The 15,864-nt window shown below is 72.2% G+C and carries 13 protein-coding genes; 5 read left to right on the top strand and 8 right to left on the bottom strand.

The genetic code is table 11. The features are described from left to right. Positions 1–769: 769 nt before the first annotated feature. From ACIBBA_RS33160 to dnaE, 7 genes are all read right to left on the bottom strand, one after another. Complete coding sequence (locus ACIBBA_RS33160; protein ID WP_396702783.1) at positions 770–1,786, bottom strand: branched-chain amino acid ABC transporter permease; 1,017 nt, start codon at positions 1,784–1,786, stop codon at positions 770–772. Continuing rightward, positions 1,783–2,664, bottom strand: coding sequence for a branched-chain amino acid ABC transporter permease (locus ACIBBA_RS33165; protein ID WP_350872970.1), 882 nt, complete (start codon positions 2,662–2,664; stop codon positions 1,783–1,785). Before ACIBBA_RS33165 ends, ACIBBA_RS33160 begins: the two co-directional genes overlap by 4 nt. Positions 2,665–2,671: 7 nt before the next feature. Then, positions 2,672–3,922 (bottom strand): ABC transporter substrate-binding protein, encoded by a 1,251-nt coding sequence (locus tag ACIBBA_RS33170; protein ID WP_396702785.1) that lies wholly within the window; start codon positions 3,920–3,922, stop codon positions 2,672–2,674. Between the two features lie 45 nt (positions 3,923–3,967). Further along, positions 3,968–4,660: an ABC transporter ATP-binding protein gene (locus ACIBBA_RS33175; protein ID WP_357062165.1), complete on the bottom strand. Its 693-nt coding sequence runs from the start codon at positions 4,658–4,660 to the stop codon at positions 3,968–3,970. Next, on the bottom strand, positions 4,647–5,408 hold the full coding sequence (locus ACIBBA_RS33180) for an ABC transporter ATP-binding protein (protein WP_357062162.1): 762 nt from the start codon (positions 5,406–5,408) through the stop codon (positions 4,647–4,649). The genes ACIBBA_RS33175 and ACIBBA_RS33180 overlap by 14 nt, the downstream gene beginning before the upstream one ends. A 312-nt stretch (positions 5,409–5,720) precedes the next feature. Further along, positions 5,721–6,761 carry an aminotransferase class V-fold PLP-dependent enzyme gene (locus ACIBBA_RS33185; protein ID WP_396702788.1) on the bottom strand — a complete coding sequence of 347 codons (1,041 nt, stop codon included), beginning with the start codon at positions 6,759–6,761 and terminating at the stop codon, positions 5,721–5,723. A 380-nt stretch (positions 6,762–7,141) separates the two neighbouring features. Beyond that, positions 7,142–10,675 (bottom strand): DNA polymerase III subunit alpha, encoded by a 3,534-nt coding sequence (gene dnaE / locus ACIBBA_RS33190; RefSeq protein WP_396702790.1) that lies wholly within the window; start codon positions 10,673–10,675, stop codon positions 7,142–7,144. 234 nt (positions 10,676–10,909) lie between these two features. On the opposite strand from dnaE, the gene ACIBBA_RS33195 reads away from it, so the two are divergent. Both ACIBBA_RS33195 and ACIBBA_RS33200 read left to right on the top strand, forming a co-directional pair. Continuing rightward, positions 10,910–11,449, top strand: a complete 540-nt coding sequence (locus ACIBBA_RS33195; RefSeq protein ID WP_396702792.1) for an RNA polymerase sigma factor — start codon at positions 10,910–10,912, stop codon at positions 11,447–11,449. Next, positions 11,442–11,996 carry a hypothetical protein gene (locus ACIBBA_RS33200; RefSeq protein ID WP_396702794.1) on the top strand — a complete coding sequence of 185 codons (555 nt, stop codon included), beginning with the start codon at positions 11,442–11,444 and terminating at the stop codon, positions 11,994–11,996. The genes ACIBBA_RS33195 and ACIBBA_RS33200 overlap by 8 nt, the downstream gene beginning before the upstream one ends. A 9-nt stretch (positions 11,997–12,005) precedes the next feature. On the opposite strand, the gene ACIBBA_RS33205 is transcribed toward ACIBBA_RS33200, so the two are convergent. Beyond that, positions 12,006–13,490 carry a serine/threonine-protein kinase gene (locus tag ACIBBA_RS33205; protein WP_396702796.1) on the bottom strand — a complete coding sequence of 495 codons (1,485 nt, stop codon included), beginning with the start codon at positions 13,488–13,490 and terminating at the stop codon, positions 12,006–12,008. 144 nt (positions 13,491–13,634) lie between these two features. Between ACIBBA_RS33205 and ACIBBA_RS33210 the strand changes: the two genes are divergently transcribed. From ACIBBA_RS33210 to ACIBBA_RS33220, 3 genes are all read left to right on the top strand, one after another. Next, positions 13,635–14,288 carry a hypothetical protein gene (locus ACIBBA_RS33210; protein ID WP_396702798.1) on the top strand — a complete coding sequence of 218 codons (654 nt, stop codon included), beginning with the start codon at positions 13,635–13,637 and terminating at the stop codon, positions 14,286–14,288. Positions 14,289–14,436: 148 nt separating this feature from the next. Continuing rightward, positions 14,437–14,778 (top strand): PadR family transcriptional regulator, encoded by a 342-nt coding sequence (locus ACIBBA_RS33215; RefSeq protein ID WP_350872980.1) that lies wholly within the window; start codon positions 14,437–14,439, stop codon positions 14,776–14,778. Then, entirely contained in the window at positions 14,775–15,725 is a 951-nt protein-coding gene (locus ACIBBA_RS33220; RefSeq protein ID WP_396702801.1) for a permease prefix domain 1-containing protein, read from the top strand. Before ACIBBA_RS33215 ends, ACIBBA_RS33220 begins: the two co-directional genes overlap by 4 nt. Positions 15,726–15,864: the final 139 nt, after the last annotated feature.

Below are 15,864 nucleotides of genomic sequence, written 5' to 3' on the forward strand. Positions count from 1 at the left end.
GACGGGTGGCAGGACATGCCGCTGACCGAGGCCGCGCAGACGGTGCAGGTGTCGGCCTACCCGGACGCCTACGCCCAGTGGGAGCAGCAGGCCGCCGACCTCGTCGCCCAGCACTGGAACAGCTGACAACCACATCGCATGACCTGACCGCTGGCCGGCACCCCGAGACGGGTGCCGGCCAGCGGCATATCCCGAACACTTCGGCCGGCACCCCACCCGGGGTCGCCGGCCAGCGGCGTCTTCGGCGCCGATCTTGGACAGTTACCGTCAGCCGCGAACGGAAACTGTCCAAGATCTCCAATGCGCCGGCGAGCACGTCAAGCCCGCCTGCACGAACCACGCGCCCGTAGCTGATGGCGTCACCAGCCGCCACCGCCGGAACGCAACCGGAACGGGTCCCGGCGGCGCCGTTTGCCTTCTGGCAGCCACCGAGTCCCCGTTCCCGCCGTCCAGCAGCCGCCACGTCGCGCCGCCCGTCAGACGCGGCGCCGCTCGCCCCGCCCGACGGTCGCGGCATGACAAGCGCCGCCCGTCAGACGCAGCGCCGCTTCCCCCGCCCGACCCGTCGCAGCATGACAAGCACGCCCCGTCAGACGCGGCCCCGCTTGCGCCGCCTAGGCACGCAACCTCGCTCTCGCCGCCCGGACACGCAGCCTCGCAAGCGCGCTCGGCAGGACGGAGCCTCGCTCTCGCCGCCCGGACACGCAGCCTCGCCTGCGCAACCGCGGAGTCAGCCGCACCCGCCCGGGTGACGCCCGGGCGGGTGGGGCTAGCGCTGGCGGCGGGCCATCCAGCGGCGGGCCAGGGCGGCGGCGCTGCCCCAGATGCCACGCCGGAACAGCAGTACGACCAGGACGAAGATGCCGCCGGTGACCAGCCCGATCGCCTCGAAGCCGGAGAACGACAGCCAGTCCTCCAGGCGGACCACGATGGCCGCGCCGAGCACCCCGCCCCAGAGCGTGCCGATGCCGCCCAGCACCACGACGATGACCGCCTTGCCGGAGGTCGTCCAGTGCAGCGTGTCGAGGGAGACGAAGCGGTGCCCGACGGCGAAGAGTCCCCCGCCGAGCCCGGCGATGAACCCGGAGAGCACGAACGCGGTCAGCTTGTACCGGTGCACCGGGTAGCCCAGTGCCCGGGCCCGGGCCGGGTTGTCACGGATGCCGACCAGCACCCGACCGAAGGGCGAGTTCACGATCCGCCACGCGGCGGCGAGGCCGAGCAGCACGATCGGCAGGATCGCGTAGTAGAAGTAGTAGTCGTCGGTCAGGTCGATCCCGAAGAACGACCGGGGCACGCCCTGCAGGCCGTTCTCGCCTCGGGTGACCGAGCGCCACTCGTTCGCCACGTAGTAGACCATCTGCGCGAAGGCAAGGGTCACCATCGCAAAGTAGATGCCGGTCCGTTTCACCGCCAGGTAGCCGATCGGCACGGCGAGCGCCGCGGCGGCGAGCGCCCCGGCGAGCACGGCGGCCGGGAACGGCAGGCCGGCGTGGATCGCGACCAGCCCGGTGACGTACGCGGAGGTGCCCCAGAACGCGGCGTGCCCGAAGGACATCAGCCCGGTGAAGCCGAGCAGCAGGTCCACGGCGACGGCGAAGAGCGCCCAGCAGAGGATGTCCACCGCCACCGCCGGGTAGAGCCCGTTCGGCAGCCACAGCGCGGCGGCCAGCCCGACGCCGAGCAGCGCGTACCGGACCCAGCCGGGGGCGCGGGCCACCGCGACCAGGCCGGACGGCGGCGCTGGGCGGCCGGCCTTCTCCGGGGTGTCGACGGTGCTGGTCATGCCGGTGCCTCCTCACGGCCGAAGAGCCCGGCCGGGCGCCAGAGCAGCACGACGGCCATCACGATGAAGACGATCGTCTGGGACACGATCGGGAAGTCCGAGAGGTACGCCTCGCCCCACGCCTGCACCAGGCCGATGCCGAAGCCCGCGGCGACCGACCCGAAGATCGAGCCGAGCCCGCCGATCACCACCACCGCGAAGACCACGATGATCAGGTCGGCGCCCATCAGCGGGTTCACCGCCCGCATCGGCGCGGCGAGCACTCCGGCGAGACCGGCCAGGCCGATGCCGAAGCCGAAGACCGGGGTGACCCAGCGTCCGACGTTGATACCGAACGCCTGGGTCAGTTCGGGTCGCTCGGTGGACGCCCGGACCACCATGCCGATCCGGGTGCGGGTCAGCACCCACCAGACGGCCACGCAGAGCAGGACGGCGAAGCCGAGGATGAAGACCCGGTAGGTCGGGAAGTCGAAGAGCCCGAAGTTCACCGATCCGCTGAGCGCCGACGGCGTGGCGTACGGGCTGGACTGCACGCCGTACCGGGACTTGACCAGGTCCTGGAGGATCAGCGTCAGGCCGAAGGTGAGCAGGAAGTTGTAGAGCGGGTCGAGCCGGGTGAGCCGGTGGATGACCGCCCGTTCCAGCGCCATGCCGAGCAGGCCCAGCCCCACCGGCATGATCACCAGCGCCGCCCAGAACGGCACGCCCGCCTCGGCGAGCAGGACGTACGCGCCGAACGCGCCGAGCATGTAGAAGGCGCCGTGGGCGAAGTTGACCACCCGCAGCATGCCGAAGATGACCGCGAGCCCGAGGGCGAGCAGGGCGTAGAACGCCCCGCTCACCAACCCGTTGAACGTGTTCTGCAGGAAACCGGTCATGCCCTGGTCACATCTTGCAGTCCGCCGACGGGGCGGCGAACGCCTCCGCGGCGGGGATGGTCTTGAGCACCTTGACGTAGTCCCAGGGCTCGGTGACCTCGGACTGCGGCTTCACCTGGGCCAGGTACGCGTCGTGCACGACCCGGTGGTCCTCGGCGCGGATCTTGCCGTTGCGCAGGAAGACGTCGTTGACCTCCTTGCCCTCCAGCCCCTTGACCACGGTGTCCGCGTCGTCGGTGCCGGCGGCCTGCACGGCCTCCAGGTACTGCATGGCGGCGGAGTAGTTGGCCGCGTGGGCGAAGGACGGCCGGGTGCTGGTTTCCTTCTGGAACCGGTCGGCGAACGCGCGGTTCTCCTGGTCGAAGTTCCAGTACCAGGCGTCGGTGTAGGTGGTGCCGGCGAGCGCGGCCGGGGTGAGCGAGTGGATGTCGGTGATGAACATCAGGCCGACCGCGAGACCGACGCCCTTGTCCCGCAGCTTGAACTCGTTGTACTGCTTCACCACGTTCACCAGCTCGGCGCCGGCCTGCATGGTGCCGAGCACCTGCGGCTTCGGGTTCAGCGTCGGGGCCTTGAGCAGGTAGGTGGAGTAGTCGCCGCTGGTGTTCGGGAACGGCGCCCCGTCCTTGCCGACCACCTGCCCGCCGGCGGCGGTGATGGCGGCGGAGAAGCTCTTCTCCATGTCCTGCCCGAAGGCGTAGTTCGGGTAGAGGATGTACCAGTTCTTGCCCACCTGCTCGGTGGTGACCTTGCCGGTGCCGTTGGCCAGCATGTACGTGTCGTACGCGTAGTGGAACGTGTACTTGTTGCAGCTCTTGCCGGTCAGGTCGGTCGTCGCGGCGCCGATGTTGAAGTAGAGCTTCTTCTTCTCCTTCGCCACGTCGGCGACCTTCAGCGCGGCCGAGGAGGTCGGCACGTCGAGGATGAGGTCGACGCCCTTGCGGTCGTACATCTCGGCGGCCTTGCTGTTGGCGATGTCCGGCTTGTTCTGGTGGTCGGCGGTCTCGACGGTGATGTTCTTGGTCACCGCCTGGTCGCCGTGCTTGGCCTTGAAGTCGGCGATGGCCATCTCCACGGCCTTGACCGAGTTCTTGCCGGACAGCTCGGAGTACGCCCCGGACTGGTCGTTGAGCACGCCCAGCACGATCTTGTCGCCGGTCAGCTTCTGGTCGCCGCCCGACTGGGGCCCACCTCCGCCGCAGCCGGCCATCAGCACCACCGCGGCCGACGCCGCGGCCACACCCACGGTCCTACGCATGCCATTCCCTCCATCCGCGCGTGACGCGCGGGTCAGCAGTCCAGATCAGATGCCGAGGTACGACAGCAGCTCGCGTTCCCGCGAGCGCACCTCGGAGTTGTCCATCGCCTCCACCACACGCCCCTCGGCCAGCAGGTAGTGCCGGTCGGCGACGCCGGTGGCGAAGTGCAGGTTCTGCTCGACCAGCAGCACGGTGACGCCGTGCCGCTTGGCCTCGCGCAGCAGGTCGCCGACCTGCTGCACCAGCAGTGGGGAGAGCCCCTCGGTCGGTTCGTCGCAGAGCAGCAGCCGGGCGCCCATCCGCAGCACGCGGGCCAGGGCGAGCATCTGCTGCTCGCCGCCGGAGAGCATGGTGGCGGCCGAGTCGCGCCGGTCGTAGAGGGCGGGGAACGCCTCGTACACCCGCTCCAGCGACCAGGGGTCGGGGCCGACGGTGGGCGGGAGGGTGAGGTTCTCGGTGACGCTCAGGGTGGCGTAGCTGCCCCGGTCGTCGGGCACCCAACCGAGCCCGAGCCGGGCCCGTCGGTAGGCCGGCAGTCGGCCGATGTCCCGCCCGTCGAGCTCCACCGTGCCCCGCTGGCCCTGGTGCAGGCCCATCACGCAGCGCAGCAGCGTCGACTTGCCGGCCCCGTTGCGCCCGACCAGGGTGACCACCTCTCCGGCGGCGACGTCGAGGCTGACGTCCCGCAGGACCTGCGCCTCGCCGTAGGCGGCGGAGAGGTTCTCAATGCGCAGCATCAGCGGCTCCCAGGTAGGCGGTGATCACACGCTCGTCGGCGCGGACCTCGTCGTACGGGCCCTCGAGGAGGACCTTGCCGGCCTGGAGCACGGTGACCGTGTCGGCGAGCCGCCCGACCACGCTCATGTTGTGCTCGACCATCACCACGGTCCGGCCCTGACGGACCCGGCCGATCAGCTCGACGGTGCGGTCGACGTCCTCCAGGCCCATGCCCGCGGTCGGCTCGTCGAGCAGCAGCACCTTCGGGTCCAGGGCGAGGGCGATGGCCAGCTCCAGCGCGCGCTTGCGCCCGTACGCCAGCGCCTCGGCGGGCGCGAGGGCCAGCTCGGTGAGCCCGACCATGTCGAGCAGTTCGGCGGCCCGGTCGCGGTAGCGGCCCATCAGCTTCGCCGAGCGCCAGAACCGCCAGCCCAGCCCGCTGGGCGACTGCAACGCCAGCTCGACGTGCTCCTGCGCGGAGAGTTGGGGGAAGAGGCTGGTGATCTGGAAGGAGCGGGCCACGCCGAGCCGGGCGACCTGCTCCGGGGGCAGCCCGGTGACGTCCCGGCCGGCCAGCTCGATGCGCCCACCGCTGGGCCGCAGGAACCCGGTGAGCATGTTGAACAGGGTGGTCTTGCCAGCGCCGTTCGGGCCGACCAGCGCGTGCACACTTTCCGGCGCGATGTCGAGGTCGACGCCGTCGACCGCCCGGAAGCCCCGGAAGTCGCGGGTCAGCCCGCGAGCCGACAGGATCGCTTGCCCGGCCATCGCCATGTCCTCCGAGGTCTCCGGCGACGGTCGGAACGGTGACCGTGGTCACATGGCCGTCGCGTGCAGGAAACCTACGGCGGGGTGCGGGAGTCGAGCCATGTCGATCAGCCACATATTCCCATGCCTCGACCCGTACCCGGCCACCACCGTCACCCCCCGCCGCCCGACTCGACAGCCATCGAGGGTGGTCAGTGCCCGGGTTGACGCCACCGCACATGTGGCGGTCCCACCTCGACCGCGCGGGCATCCGGTGATTCCGAAGCCGTCGGGGCCGCGCGCCGCCCGGCGTCCGGGCGGCGCGCTGGTCGGTCAGGAGGTGAGCGCGTCCAGGGCCAGGTCCACGTCGTCCACGGTGGAGTAGAGGTGGAAGGAGGCTCGGACCCGGCCCGCGCGCACCGCCGCGCGGACGCCGGCCCGCTCCAGCCGATGCTGCGCATCCGGCACCTCGACGGTGACGATCGCGCTCTCCCCCGCCGGCTGGCCGAGCCCGGTGAGCAGTCGGTTGGCCAGCGCGACGTCGTGTTCCCGGATCGCCGGCAGCCCGACGTCGAGGAGCAGGTCGAGGGCGGGCGCCAGGCCGACCCAGCTGAACCAGGCCGGCGAGATGTCGAACCGGCGGGCGTCCTCGGCCAGCCGCAACGGCGGGCCGTAGTAGGAGGCGTGCGGGTCACGGCCCGCGTACCAGCCGGCGGCGTCCGGCCGCAGCCGCTCGCGCAGCGTCGGAGCCAGGTAGGCCAGCGCCGCGCCCCGCGGCCCCATCACCCACTTGTAGGCGGCGACCGCGACCACGTCGGCCAGGGCCCCGTCGAACGGCAGCCAACCGCAGGCCTGGGTGGCGTCGACCGCGACCAGGGCGCCGTGCGCGCGGGCCGCGGCCACGATCTCGTCGTACGCGGCGAGCGCGCCGTCGGCGGACTGCACCAGGCTGAACGCGACCAGGTCGGTGTCCGCGTCGATCGCGTCGACCAGCCCGGCGAGCGGAACGGTGCGCACCTGCACGCCCCGCTCGGCCTGTGCCAGCCAGGGGAAGAGGTTGGAGGTGAACTCGACCTCGGGCACCACCACGGTCGAGCCGGCGGGCAGCGCCGCCGCGACCGGGGCGAGCAGCTGGGAGACCGTACTGCCGACCGCCACGTCCTCGGCCGGTACGCCGCCGATCAGCCGGGCGAAGGCGGCGCGGGACCGGTTGACCGCCTCGCCCCACCCCTCCCAGGACGTCCGGCCGATCCGCCAGTCGGCCAGCGCCTCCTGCAACGCCGCCCAGGCCGGCTCGGGCGGCAGCCCGTAGCTGGCGGTGTTCAACCAGCCGGGCTCCGGCTGCCACAACTTCTGCGCCTCGTCGAGTTCCATGGGCCGACGCTAACGCCGCCCGTCGTTTCGGCGGACGGCCAATGCGAGGTCGGCGGCCTTCGCCGCGAGCCGGAGTCCGGCGTCAGCCGCCCTGCCCGGCGGCCCGGATCGCGGCGGCGACGCCGTCGAGAATCAGGTCGAGACCGAGCGGATCAGATCGCGGGCGCCGCGAAGCGTCGGACGGCGGCGGTGACGAGCGCGATCAGCGCGGCGCTGAGGACGTTCACCGCGATCGCGATGAGCACCTGCTCCATGGTGGCTCCCAGGGTCGAGGGTCGTGCGCACCACCCCGGTGCGCCCCGGACGACCGTAGGGCCGCTACCTGGCGCACAGGTGTACTCAGCGTTATATCTGCTGGTCAGACGGGTCGCCGAGCGGGGTCAGCTGACGTTGGCCGGCCCGAGGACGCTCTTCAGGTCGCCCATCAGCGCGGTGGTGGCCGCGACCCGGAACGGACCCAGCCGCAGGGTGGTGGTCTTTCCGCCGTTGAGCAGCTTGACGTGCACCTCGGTGTCGCCCGGGTGCAGCACCAGGGTCTCCTTGAGCCGCTCGACCAGCGGCGGGGTGCACCGGTGCACCGGGATGGTCAGCGTCACCGGCTTGTTCGTCGCGCTGGTGCTGACGTCCGGCATCGACATGTCCATCGCCATGATGCGCGGGGTGTCGTCGCGGCGGTCGACCCGTCCCTTGACCACCACGATCGCGTCCTCGGCGATGTACTGCCCGATCACCTCGTAGGTGTTGGGGAAGAAGAGCGTCTCCACCCCACCGGCGAGGTCCTCCAGGGTGGCCGAGGCCCAGGCCCGGCCCTGCTTGGTGACCCGGCGCTGCACGCCGGAGAGGATGCCGGCGAGGGTGACCACCGCGCCGTCCGGCACCGCGCCGTCCTCGGCGAGCGCGGCGATGGTGGTGTCCGCGGCGGCGTTGAGGATGTGCTCCAGGCCGAACAGCGGGTGGTCGGAGACGTAGAGGCCGAGCATTTCCCGCTCGAAGGCGAGCTTGTCGCGCTTGTCCCACTCGCCGTCGCCGATCACCGGCATGACCGTGCTGCTGCCGGAGGTCTCCACATCGCCGAAGCCGGCGCCGAAGAGGTCGTACTGGCCGGTGGCCTCCTTGCGCTTGACGTCGGCGTACGCGTCGATGGCGTCCGCGTGCACCTGGAGCAACGCCTTGCGGGTGTGCCCGAGCGAGTCGAACGCACCGGCCTTGATCAGCGATTCGATGGTCTTCTTGTTGCAGACCACCGCATCGACCTTCGACAGGAAGTCGTAGAAGTCGCCGTACTCGCCCTTCTCGTCGCGGCAGCGCATGACCGAGGCGACCACGTTCGCGCCGACGTTGCGCACCGCCGCCAGGCCGAACCGGATGTCCTTGCCGACCGGGGTGAACGGCCCGGCGGAGGTGTTCACGTCCGGCGGCAGAACCTGGATGCGCATCCGGCGACACTCGGACAGGTAGAGCGCCATCTTGTCCTTGTCGTCACCGACGGAGGTGAGCAGCCCGGCCATGTACTCGGCCGGGTAGTGCGCCTTCAGATATGCCGTCCAGTAGGAGACCAGCCCGTACGCGGCGGAGTGCGCCTTGTTGAACGCGTAGCCGGCGAAGGGCACCAGGACGTCCCACACCGCCTGGATCGCCTCGTCGGAGTAGCCGCGCTCGCGGCAGCCGTCCCGGAACGGGATGAACTCCTTGTCGAGGATCTCCTTCTTCTTCTTACCCATCGCCCGGCGCAGCAGGTCGGCCTGGCCGAGGGTGTAGCCGGCGAGGATCTGCGCGGCGCGCTGCACCTGCTCCTGGTAGACGATCAGGCCGTAGGTCGGCTCCAGGATCTCCCGCAGCGGCTCCTCCAGCTCCGGGTGGATCGGGGTGATCTCCTGGAGGCCGTTCTTTCGCAGCGCGTAGTTGGTGTGCGAGTCGACGCCCATCGGGCCGGGCCGGTAGAGCGCCAGGACGGCGGAGATGTCCTCGAAGTTGTCCGGCTTCATCAGCCGCAGCAGTGAGCGCATCGGCCCACCGTCGAGCTGGAACACGCCGAGCGTGTCGCCCCGGGCGAGCAGTTCGTACGCGGCCTTGTCGTCCAGCGGCAACGCCAGCAGGTCGAGCTGCTCGCCGTGGTTGAGCTGGATGTTCTTGACCGCGTCGTCGATGATCGTCAGGTTGCGCAGGCCGAGGAAGTCCATCTTCAACAGCCCGAGCGACTCGCAGTTCGGGTAGTCGAACTGGGTGATGATCGCCCCGTCGGCGTCGCGCCGCATCAGCGGGATGTGGTCGATGATCGGCTCGGCGGACATGATGACGCCGGCGGCGTGCACGCCCGTCTGCCGGATCAGCCCCTCGATGCCCTTCGCGGTGTCGATGACCTTGCGCACGTCCGGGTCGGACTCGTAGAGGCCACGGATCTCACCGGCCTCGGCGTAGCGCGGGTGCTTCGGGTCGAAGATGCCGGTGAGCGGGATGTCCTTGCCCATCACGGCCGGGGGCATCGCCTTGGTGATCCGGTCGCCCACCGCGTACGGGAAGCCGAGCACCCGGGCCGAGTCCTTGATCGCGGCCTTCGCCTTGATGGTGCCGAAGGTGGCGATCTGGGCGACCTTGTCCTCGCCCCACTTATCGGTCACATATCGGATGACCTCGCCGCGCCGACGCTCGTCGAAGTCGATGTCGACATCCGGCATGGAGACGCGCTCGGGGTTGAGGAACCGCTCGAAGATCAGGCCGTGCGGGATCGGGTCGAGGTCGGTGATGCCCAGGGCGTACGCGACGAGCGAGCCGGCGGCCGAGCCACGGCCCGGACCGACCGCGATGCCCTGCTTCTTGGCCCACTGGATGAAGTCGGCGACCACGAGGAAGTAGGAGGGGAAGCCCATCTGGTTGATGACGCCCAGCTCGTACTCCGCCTGGACGACGTGCCCCTCCGGGATGCCGCCCGGGTAGCGGCGGGCCAGCCCGGCGAAGGTCTCCTTGCGGAACCAGGACTCCTCGGTCTCCCCCTCCGGCACCGGGAAGCGCGGCATCAGGTTGTGGAACTCGAACATCCCGGTCGGGTCGACCTTCTCGGCCACCAGCAGGGTGTTGCGGCAGCCCTCCAGCCACACGTCGGAGCCGTCGACGCCGCGCATCTCGTCGGCCGACTTGATGAAGTAGCCGCTGCCGCCGAACTTGAACCGGTTGGGGTCGGCGATGTTGCTGCCGGTCTGCACGCAGAGCAGCACGTCGTGCGACTCGGACTGCACCTCGTGGGTGTAGTGCGAGTCGTTGGTGACGACCGGCGGGATGCCGAGCTTGCGGCCGATCTCGACCAGCCCGTCCCGGACCCTCTTCTCGATGTCCAGGCCGTGGTCCATCAGCTCCAGGAAGTAGTTCTCCCGGCCGAAGATCTCCTGGTACTTCGCCGCGGCCTCCAGCGCCTGCGCGTCCTGGCCCAGCCGCAGCCGGGTCTGCACCTCACCCGAGGGGCAGCCGGTGGTCGCCATCAGACCGTCGGAGTACTCCGCGATCAGCTCGGCGTCCATCCGCGGCCACTTGACGAAGAAACCCTCGGTGTACGCGCGGGAGGTCAGCGCGAAGAGGTTGTGCAGGCCGGTCTTGTTCCGCGCCCAGATCGTCTTGTGCGTGTAGCCACCGCTGCCGGAGACGTCGTCGCTCTTCTGCTCCGGGCGGCCCCACTTCACCCGCTGCTTGTGGAACCGCGACTCCGGCGCCACGTACGCCTCGATGCCGAGGATGGGGGTGACGCCGGCCGCCGTCGCCTGCTTGTAGAAGTCGTACGCGCCGTGCATGTTGCCGTGGTCGGTCATCGCCACCGCCGGCATCCCCTGCCGGCTGACCTCGGCGAACAGATCCTTGAGCCGGGCCGCTCCGTCGAGCATCGAGTACTCCGTGTGCACGTGCAGATGCGCGAACGAATCGCCCATGCAGAGCGCCCCCCCGGGTCGGATCATGGGATGGTCGAGGTCGGTCGGCCTACCCTATCCCCGCTGCCGGGGCCCTCTCCAGCAGCCGCGCGGAGGATCCACGGGCCGGGTGGTGTGGATCTCTCCGGCGCCGCCGGACGCCGGCAGTCGGCTGCCGGACTCGCCCGCGCGTTCGGGCCGCGGCGGCCATAGCCTGGATGGGCCCCGCACTCCGGCGAACGACTGGAGGCGCCGATGCCCCTCCCGGAGGGTACCGACGAGCTGGCCCGGTCAGCCGCGCGCGGCGACCCGGTCGCCCTCGACGCGCTGCTGGCGGCGGTACGGCCCGAGGTGCTGCGACTCTGCGCCCGCCTGCTGCCGCACCGCGAGGACGCCGAGGAGGCCTGCCAGGACGCGCTGCTGGCGGTGGCCCGGGGGATCAGCCGGTTCGAGCAGCGCTCGACGTTCCACACCTGGCTGTACCGGCTCACCGCCAACCGGGCCCGCTCCACCTACCAGGTGCTGCGCCGGCGCTGGCTGGTGGAGGCCGGCGGCGTGCCGCTGCCCGAGGCGCCGGATCCCCGGCGGACCAGCGTGGTGGCCGGCACCCGGCTCGACCTGCTCGACGCGCTCGACGCGGTCCGGCCCGAACTGGCCGAGGCGGTCACCCTGCGTGACGTGCTCGGGTTGGACTACCGGGAGATAGCCGCCCTGCTCGGCGTGCCGGAGGGCACCGTGAAGTCCCGCCTGCACCAGGCCCGGCAACAGGTCCGGCAGCGGATGTCCGGTGGTTGAGCCCGGCCACCCGGCCCGCCGGTGCGGCGCGGTGGCGGCCTTCGCCGCCGCGCTGGCCGTGAGCGTGGCGGCCTGCGGGGACGCCACCCCGGTCGCGCCTCTGCCGGTGCGGCCGCCGGCCCCGGCCAGCACCGGCACCGCCGCCGCCGGGCCGACCACGCCGGCTGCCTCTCCGCCGCCGACCACCGGCGCGCCGACCGTACGCCGGCCGCGGGCCGCCCTGCCCGCACCGAGCCGCACCCCGGCCGCGCGGACGCCGTCGGTCTCGCCGACCGCGCTGCCGAGCGCCTGCCTCGGCGCGGTCCGCTACGACCTGGTGCTCGCCGAGACCGAGCTGACCCTGATCCGGTCGCTCTGCTTCGCCCCCGGCGCGGTGCTGCGCATCATCGGCATCGGCCCGGGCGAGGTCACCGTGGACCGGCAGGACCTGGTCTCCCGCAGCTACGAGGCCGGGGTGGTGGACATCCGGTTCCTGCGCGCCGGCACGGTCGCGGTGACCATCCCGCAGGCCGACGCGGCGCACACCATCAGCGTGGTGGTGGTCTGACCGGCCGGGTCAACCGACCCGCACCCCGGCGAGCAGCGTGTCGACGAAGTCGGCGCCGCGCCCGGGCGGCGGCGTGACCTGTACGTAGAGCAGGCCGGCCGACACGGCGGCGAGCCCGGCCGCCTCCACGATGACCGGCCGCCCCGCCGGGCAGGTGAAGCCGGCCACCACCCAGTCGATCCCGCCCTGCCGGGTCCGCCGCACCGGCTGCGGCACACAGTCCGCGTGCGGACGCTCCGCCAACCAGCCCTCGACGGTGGTACGCCGGGCGGTGCTGGCGGAGAGGCCGACGAAGGCGCCCGGCACGCTCGGGTCCGCCGCCCACCGCGCCGGCTCGGGCGAGATCACCAGCGCGGGTTCCAGCTCGCCGTCGTCGCCGTACTGGCCGGACCAGCCGGTGCCGGTGGCCCGCCACCCGGCCGGCAGTGCCACGGTCACCGGTCCGCTCGCGGCGGTGCCGGCGGTGTGGCGGCGGGTGCCCGCGTCGCCGGCCGGCAGGCCGAGCGCGGCGAACGCCAGCAGGCCCGCGCCGGCGGTGGCGAGCCGGTGGCGGACCGGCCGCCTCCGCGCGGCCGCCACCCGGTCCGAGCCGGCGGTGAGGGTTTGACGGCGGACCGGCCGCCTCTCCGCGGCCGCCGCGCGAACCGAGCCGCCGCCGAGCGCCCCGGCGAGCGCCGCCCGGAACGCCGCCGCGTCCGGGTAGCGCTCGCCGGGGCGGGGCGCGGTGGCCCGGGTCAGCACGGCGGCGACCCCCGGCGGTACGCCGTAGCGCAGCCGGACCGGCGCGCCGGGACCCCGGTCGGACGGCGGGGTCGGCGGGTCGGGCGGCACGGCGGCGGCACCGAGCAGGCGCAGCCCGAGCCGGCCCAGCCCGAACACGTCCGCGCGGGTGTCCACCACGGCCAGCGGGTCGTCCTGCTCGGGCGCCATGTAGCCGGGGGTGCCCGCCCGGGCGGTCAGCCCGGACGCGGCGGCGAGCGCCTTGGCCAGCCCGAGGTCGGCGATGAGCACCCGCTCGGGCCCCGATCCGTGCTCGCCCGGCGGCCCGGACCCGGCCTGCGGCCCGCTGCGGAAGAGGATGTTGCCCGGGGTCAGGTCACGGTGCACCACGTCGTGCCGGTGCAGGACGGCGACGCCCGCGGCGATCTGGTCCAGCAGGGCCAGCGCGTCCGGCACCGGCAGCGGACCGCGCGCCAGCCGGTCCCGCAGGCTGCCGCCGTCGGCCCAGGCCAGCACGGCGTACGGGCGGCCGTCGGGCAGCTCGCCGACGGCGTGCACCCGGACCAGCCGCTCGTGCTCCAGCCGCCGCAGCAACCGGGCCTCGTCGAGAAACCGCTCCCGGACCCGCAGGTCGTGGCTCCAGTTCTCGGCCAGCACCTTGATCGCCACTCGACAGTCGAGGACCGGATCGTGGCCGAGCCACACCGTCGCGAACGACCCCGCGCCGAGCAGCCGCTCGACCCGGTAGGGCCCGATCCAGCTCGGCGCGGTCAACCACATCACCCCCGCCGATCGGCACCGGACCGCCGTACCCCTCGACGGTAGACGTCCGCCGGCCGGGTCGGGTACCCGACGAACCGGAGTGGCCGAGGCGGAGACCAACAGGACAGGAGCTCGAATTCCGGAAGGAGATCCACCATGAACCGTCTCCCGTCCACCGTCCTCACCGGCCTGCTGGCGCTCACCGCCGTCGCGCCGGTGGCCGTCGCCGCCCCGGCCGTCGCGGCGCCCCGCGCCGTCGCCCTCGCCGACGCCCCGCCCGCGCCCGTGCGGGCGGTGGCGCCGGCGACGGGGGCGGCGGCCGTCGGCTCGGCGAGCGGCCGGACAGCCACCGCCGTTCGGCCCGCGCAGACCGCCGTGCTGAGCGTCCGGGGCGCCGGCCCGTTCCGGATCGGCGCGCGCCTGGACCGGCTCACCGCGGCCGGCCTGATCGACTGGGTGGCGCCGGGCTGCGCCGGCGTCCAGCACGCCGGGGTCACCGGCGCCTGGGCCGGCGTGATCCTGCTGGCCTTCTCGGCCGGTCGGTTGGTCGAGGTGGGTACGGCCACCGCACCGCCGCACTCCCCCGCCGGCGCGGCCGTCGGCATGTCCTTCGCCGAGTTGGAGGCGATCTACGGCCGGCGCGGCTCGCTGGTCTGGAACGACGCCGGAACCGCCTCGGCCTACCTGGTCCGGTACGGGTCCCGGGTGGAGCTCTTCACCGGCCACCCGATCCGTCCGGGGGTCGGCTACTTCCAGGTCGGGCCGGCCTCCTTCGTCGAGCGGAACTTCCGGCACGGGTCGTCCTGCTGACCCGAGCGACCGACGGCCCGGTCCGCACCTGCGGACCGGGCCGTCGGCGTGCCACCCGCTGCCCAGATGCGCCCGCTCACATCATCGTGAGCCGGCACGATGTTATGGGTCTAGACGATGCTGTGTGGCACACAGTATGGTGTGACGCATGGTCAGCGACGAGATCCTCCGGACCCATCTTCAGGAGCTGAGGCGGGGCACGGTCGTGGTGGCGAGCCTGGTCGCCCTGCGCCAACCCGGCTACGGCTACGCGCTGCTGCAACGGCTCACCGGCCACGGCTTCCCGGTCGACGCCAACACGCTCTACCCGCTGCTGCGGCGCCTCGAAGAGCAGGGGCTCCTGACCAGCGAGTGGAACACCGAAGAGAGCCGACCGCGCAAGTTCTACCGGACCAGCGACTCGGGCGAGGCGCTGCTGGGCCGACTCCTCGACGACCTCGCCGCCGTACAGACCTCCCTGACCGGCCTGATCCAAGGAGTGGACCGATGACCTCCCTGACCGACCGCTACCTCGCCGCCACCCTGCGCTCGGTCCCGGCCGCGCGCCGCGAGGAGATCGCCACCGAGCTACGCGCGTCGATCGACGACATGATCGAGGGCCGGACGGCCGACGGACACGACACCGCCACCGCCGAGCGGGAGGTGCTCACCGAGCTGGGCAACCCGGCGCAGCTCGCCGCCCGCTACGCCGACCGCCGGCTGCAGCTCATCGGGCCGACCTACTACCTGGCCTGGGAACGCCTGCTCAAGCTGCTGCTCTCCTTCGTACCGGCCCTGGTCGGCATCGTGGTCGGCCTGCTGGAGGCGACCGACGGCGACAAGACGGGCGGGGCGGTCGGCGCGGGGATCGGCAGCGCCATCGAGGTCGCGATCCAGATCGCCTTCTGGGTCACCCTGGTCTTCGCGATCCTCGAGCGGACCAACACTCCGCTCAACCTGCCGGAGTGGACCGTCGACCAGCTCCCGGAATACCGGGCCGACCGGCAGATCACCCTGACCGACACCGCCGCCGCCATCGGCTGGCTCGTCCTGGTCATCGCGTACCTGCCGGTGCAGCACTTCCACTCGTTCGTCCCCAACCCGGACGGCGGCAACCTGCCGATCCTCGACCCGGCGCTGTGGAACATCTGGCTGCCGTTCCTCATCGCCGTGCTGGTCGCCACCGTCGGCCTGGAGTTCGCCAAGTACCGGGCCGGGCGCTGGACCTGGCCGCTGGTCGCGGTGAACGCGCTGCTCGACCTGGCGTTCGCGGTGCCGGTGATCTGGCTGATGTCGACCGACCGGCTGCTCAACCCGGACTTCGTGGCCCGCTGGGAGTGGCTCGGGCGCGAGGAGAACCTGAACACCGTCGCCACCGTCGTGGTGGTCAGCACGGTCCTGATCACGCTCTGGGACATCATCGACAGCGCGATCAAGGCCTACCGCAACCGGCACTGACCGACGGATCACGCCGCGGGCCCGCCCCCCCCGGGGGGGCGGGGCGCGGGGCGGCCGGGTTCTCGATCAGGGCGCGGGCCCGGGTGGGCGCCGGCCCGGGGAGGTGTGATCCTCAACCGGGTGAACACCGCCCCGGGCG

Origin of the sequence: Micromonospora sp. NPDC051006 (genome assembly GCF_044456245.1) — a bacterium.
GTDB lineage: Bacteria > Actinomycetota > Actinomycetes > Mycobacteriales > Micromonosporaceae > Micromonospora.

What these genes read in the sequence shown, in the direction of transcription:
- ACIBBA_RS33175 (WP_357062165.1), bottom strand. Translation starts at nt 4,660, where the DNA reads ATGCTGCGCATTGAGAACCTCTCCGCCGCCTACGGCGAGGCGCAGGTC.
- ACIBBA_RS33185 (WP_396702788.1), bottom strand. Translation starts at nt 6,761, where the DNA reads ATGGAACTCGACGAGGCGCAGAAGTTGTGGCAGCCGGAGCCCGGCTGG.
- ACIBBA_RS33195 (WP_396702792.1), top strand. Translation starts at nt 10,910, where the DNA reads ATGCCCCTCCCGGAGGGTACCGACGAGCTGGCCCGGTCAGCCGCGCGC.
- ACIBBA_RS33160 (WP_396702783.1), bottom strand. Translation starts at nt 1,786, where the DNA reads ATGACCAGCACCGTCGACACCCCGGAGAAGGCCGGCCGCCCAGCGCCG.
- ACIBBA_RS33220 (WP_396702801.1), top strand. Translation starts at nt 14,775, where the DNA reads ATGACCTCCCTGACCGACCGCTACCTCGCCGCCACCCTGCGCTCGGTC.
- dnaE (WP_396702790.1), bottom strand. Translation starts at nt 10,675, where the DNA reads ATGGGCGATTCGTTCGCGCATCTGCACGTGCACACGGAGTACTCGATG.
- ACIBBA_RS33215 (WP_350872980.1), top strand. Translation starts at nt 14,437, where the DNA reads ATGGTCAGCGACGAGATCCTCCGGACCCATCTTCAGGAGCTGAGGCGG.
- ACIBBA_RS33210 (WP_396702798.1), top strand. Translation starts at nt 13,635, where the DNA reads ATGAACCGTCTCCCGTCCACCGTCCTCACCGGCCTGCTGGCGCTCACC.
- ACIBBA_RS33180 (WP_357062162.1), bottom strand. Translation starts at nt 5,408, where the DNA reads ATGGCCGGGCAAGCGATCCTGTCGGCTCGCGGGCTGACCCGCGACTTC.
- ACIBBA_RS33165 (WP_350872970.1), bottom strand. Translation starts at nt 2,664, where the DNA reads ATGACCGGTTTCCTGCAGAACACGTTCAACGGGTTGGTGAGCGGGGCG.
- ACIBBA_RS33170 (WP_396702785.1), bottom strand. Translation starts at nt 3,922, where the DNA reads ATGCGTAGGACCGTGGGTGTGGCCGCGGCGTCGGCCGCGGTGGTGCTG.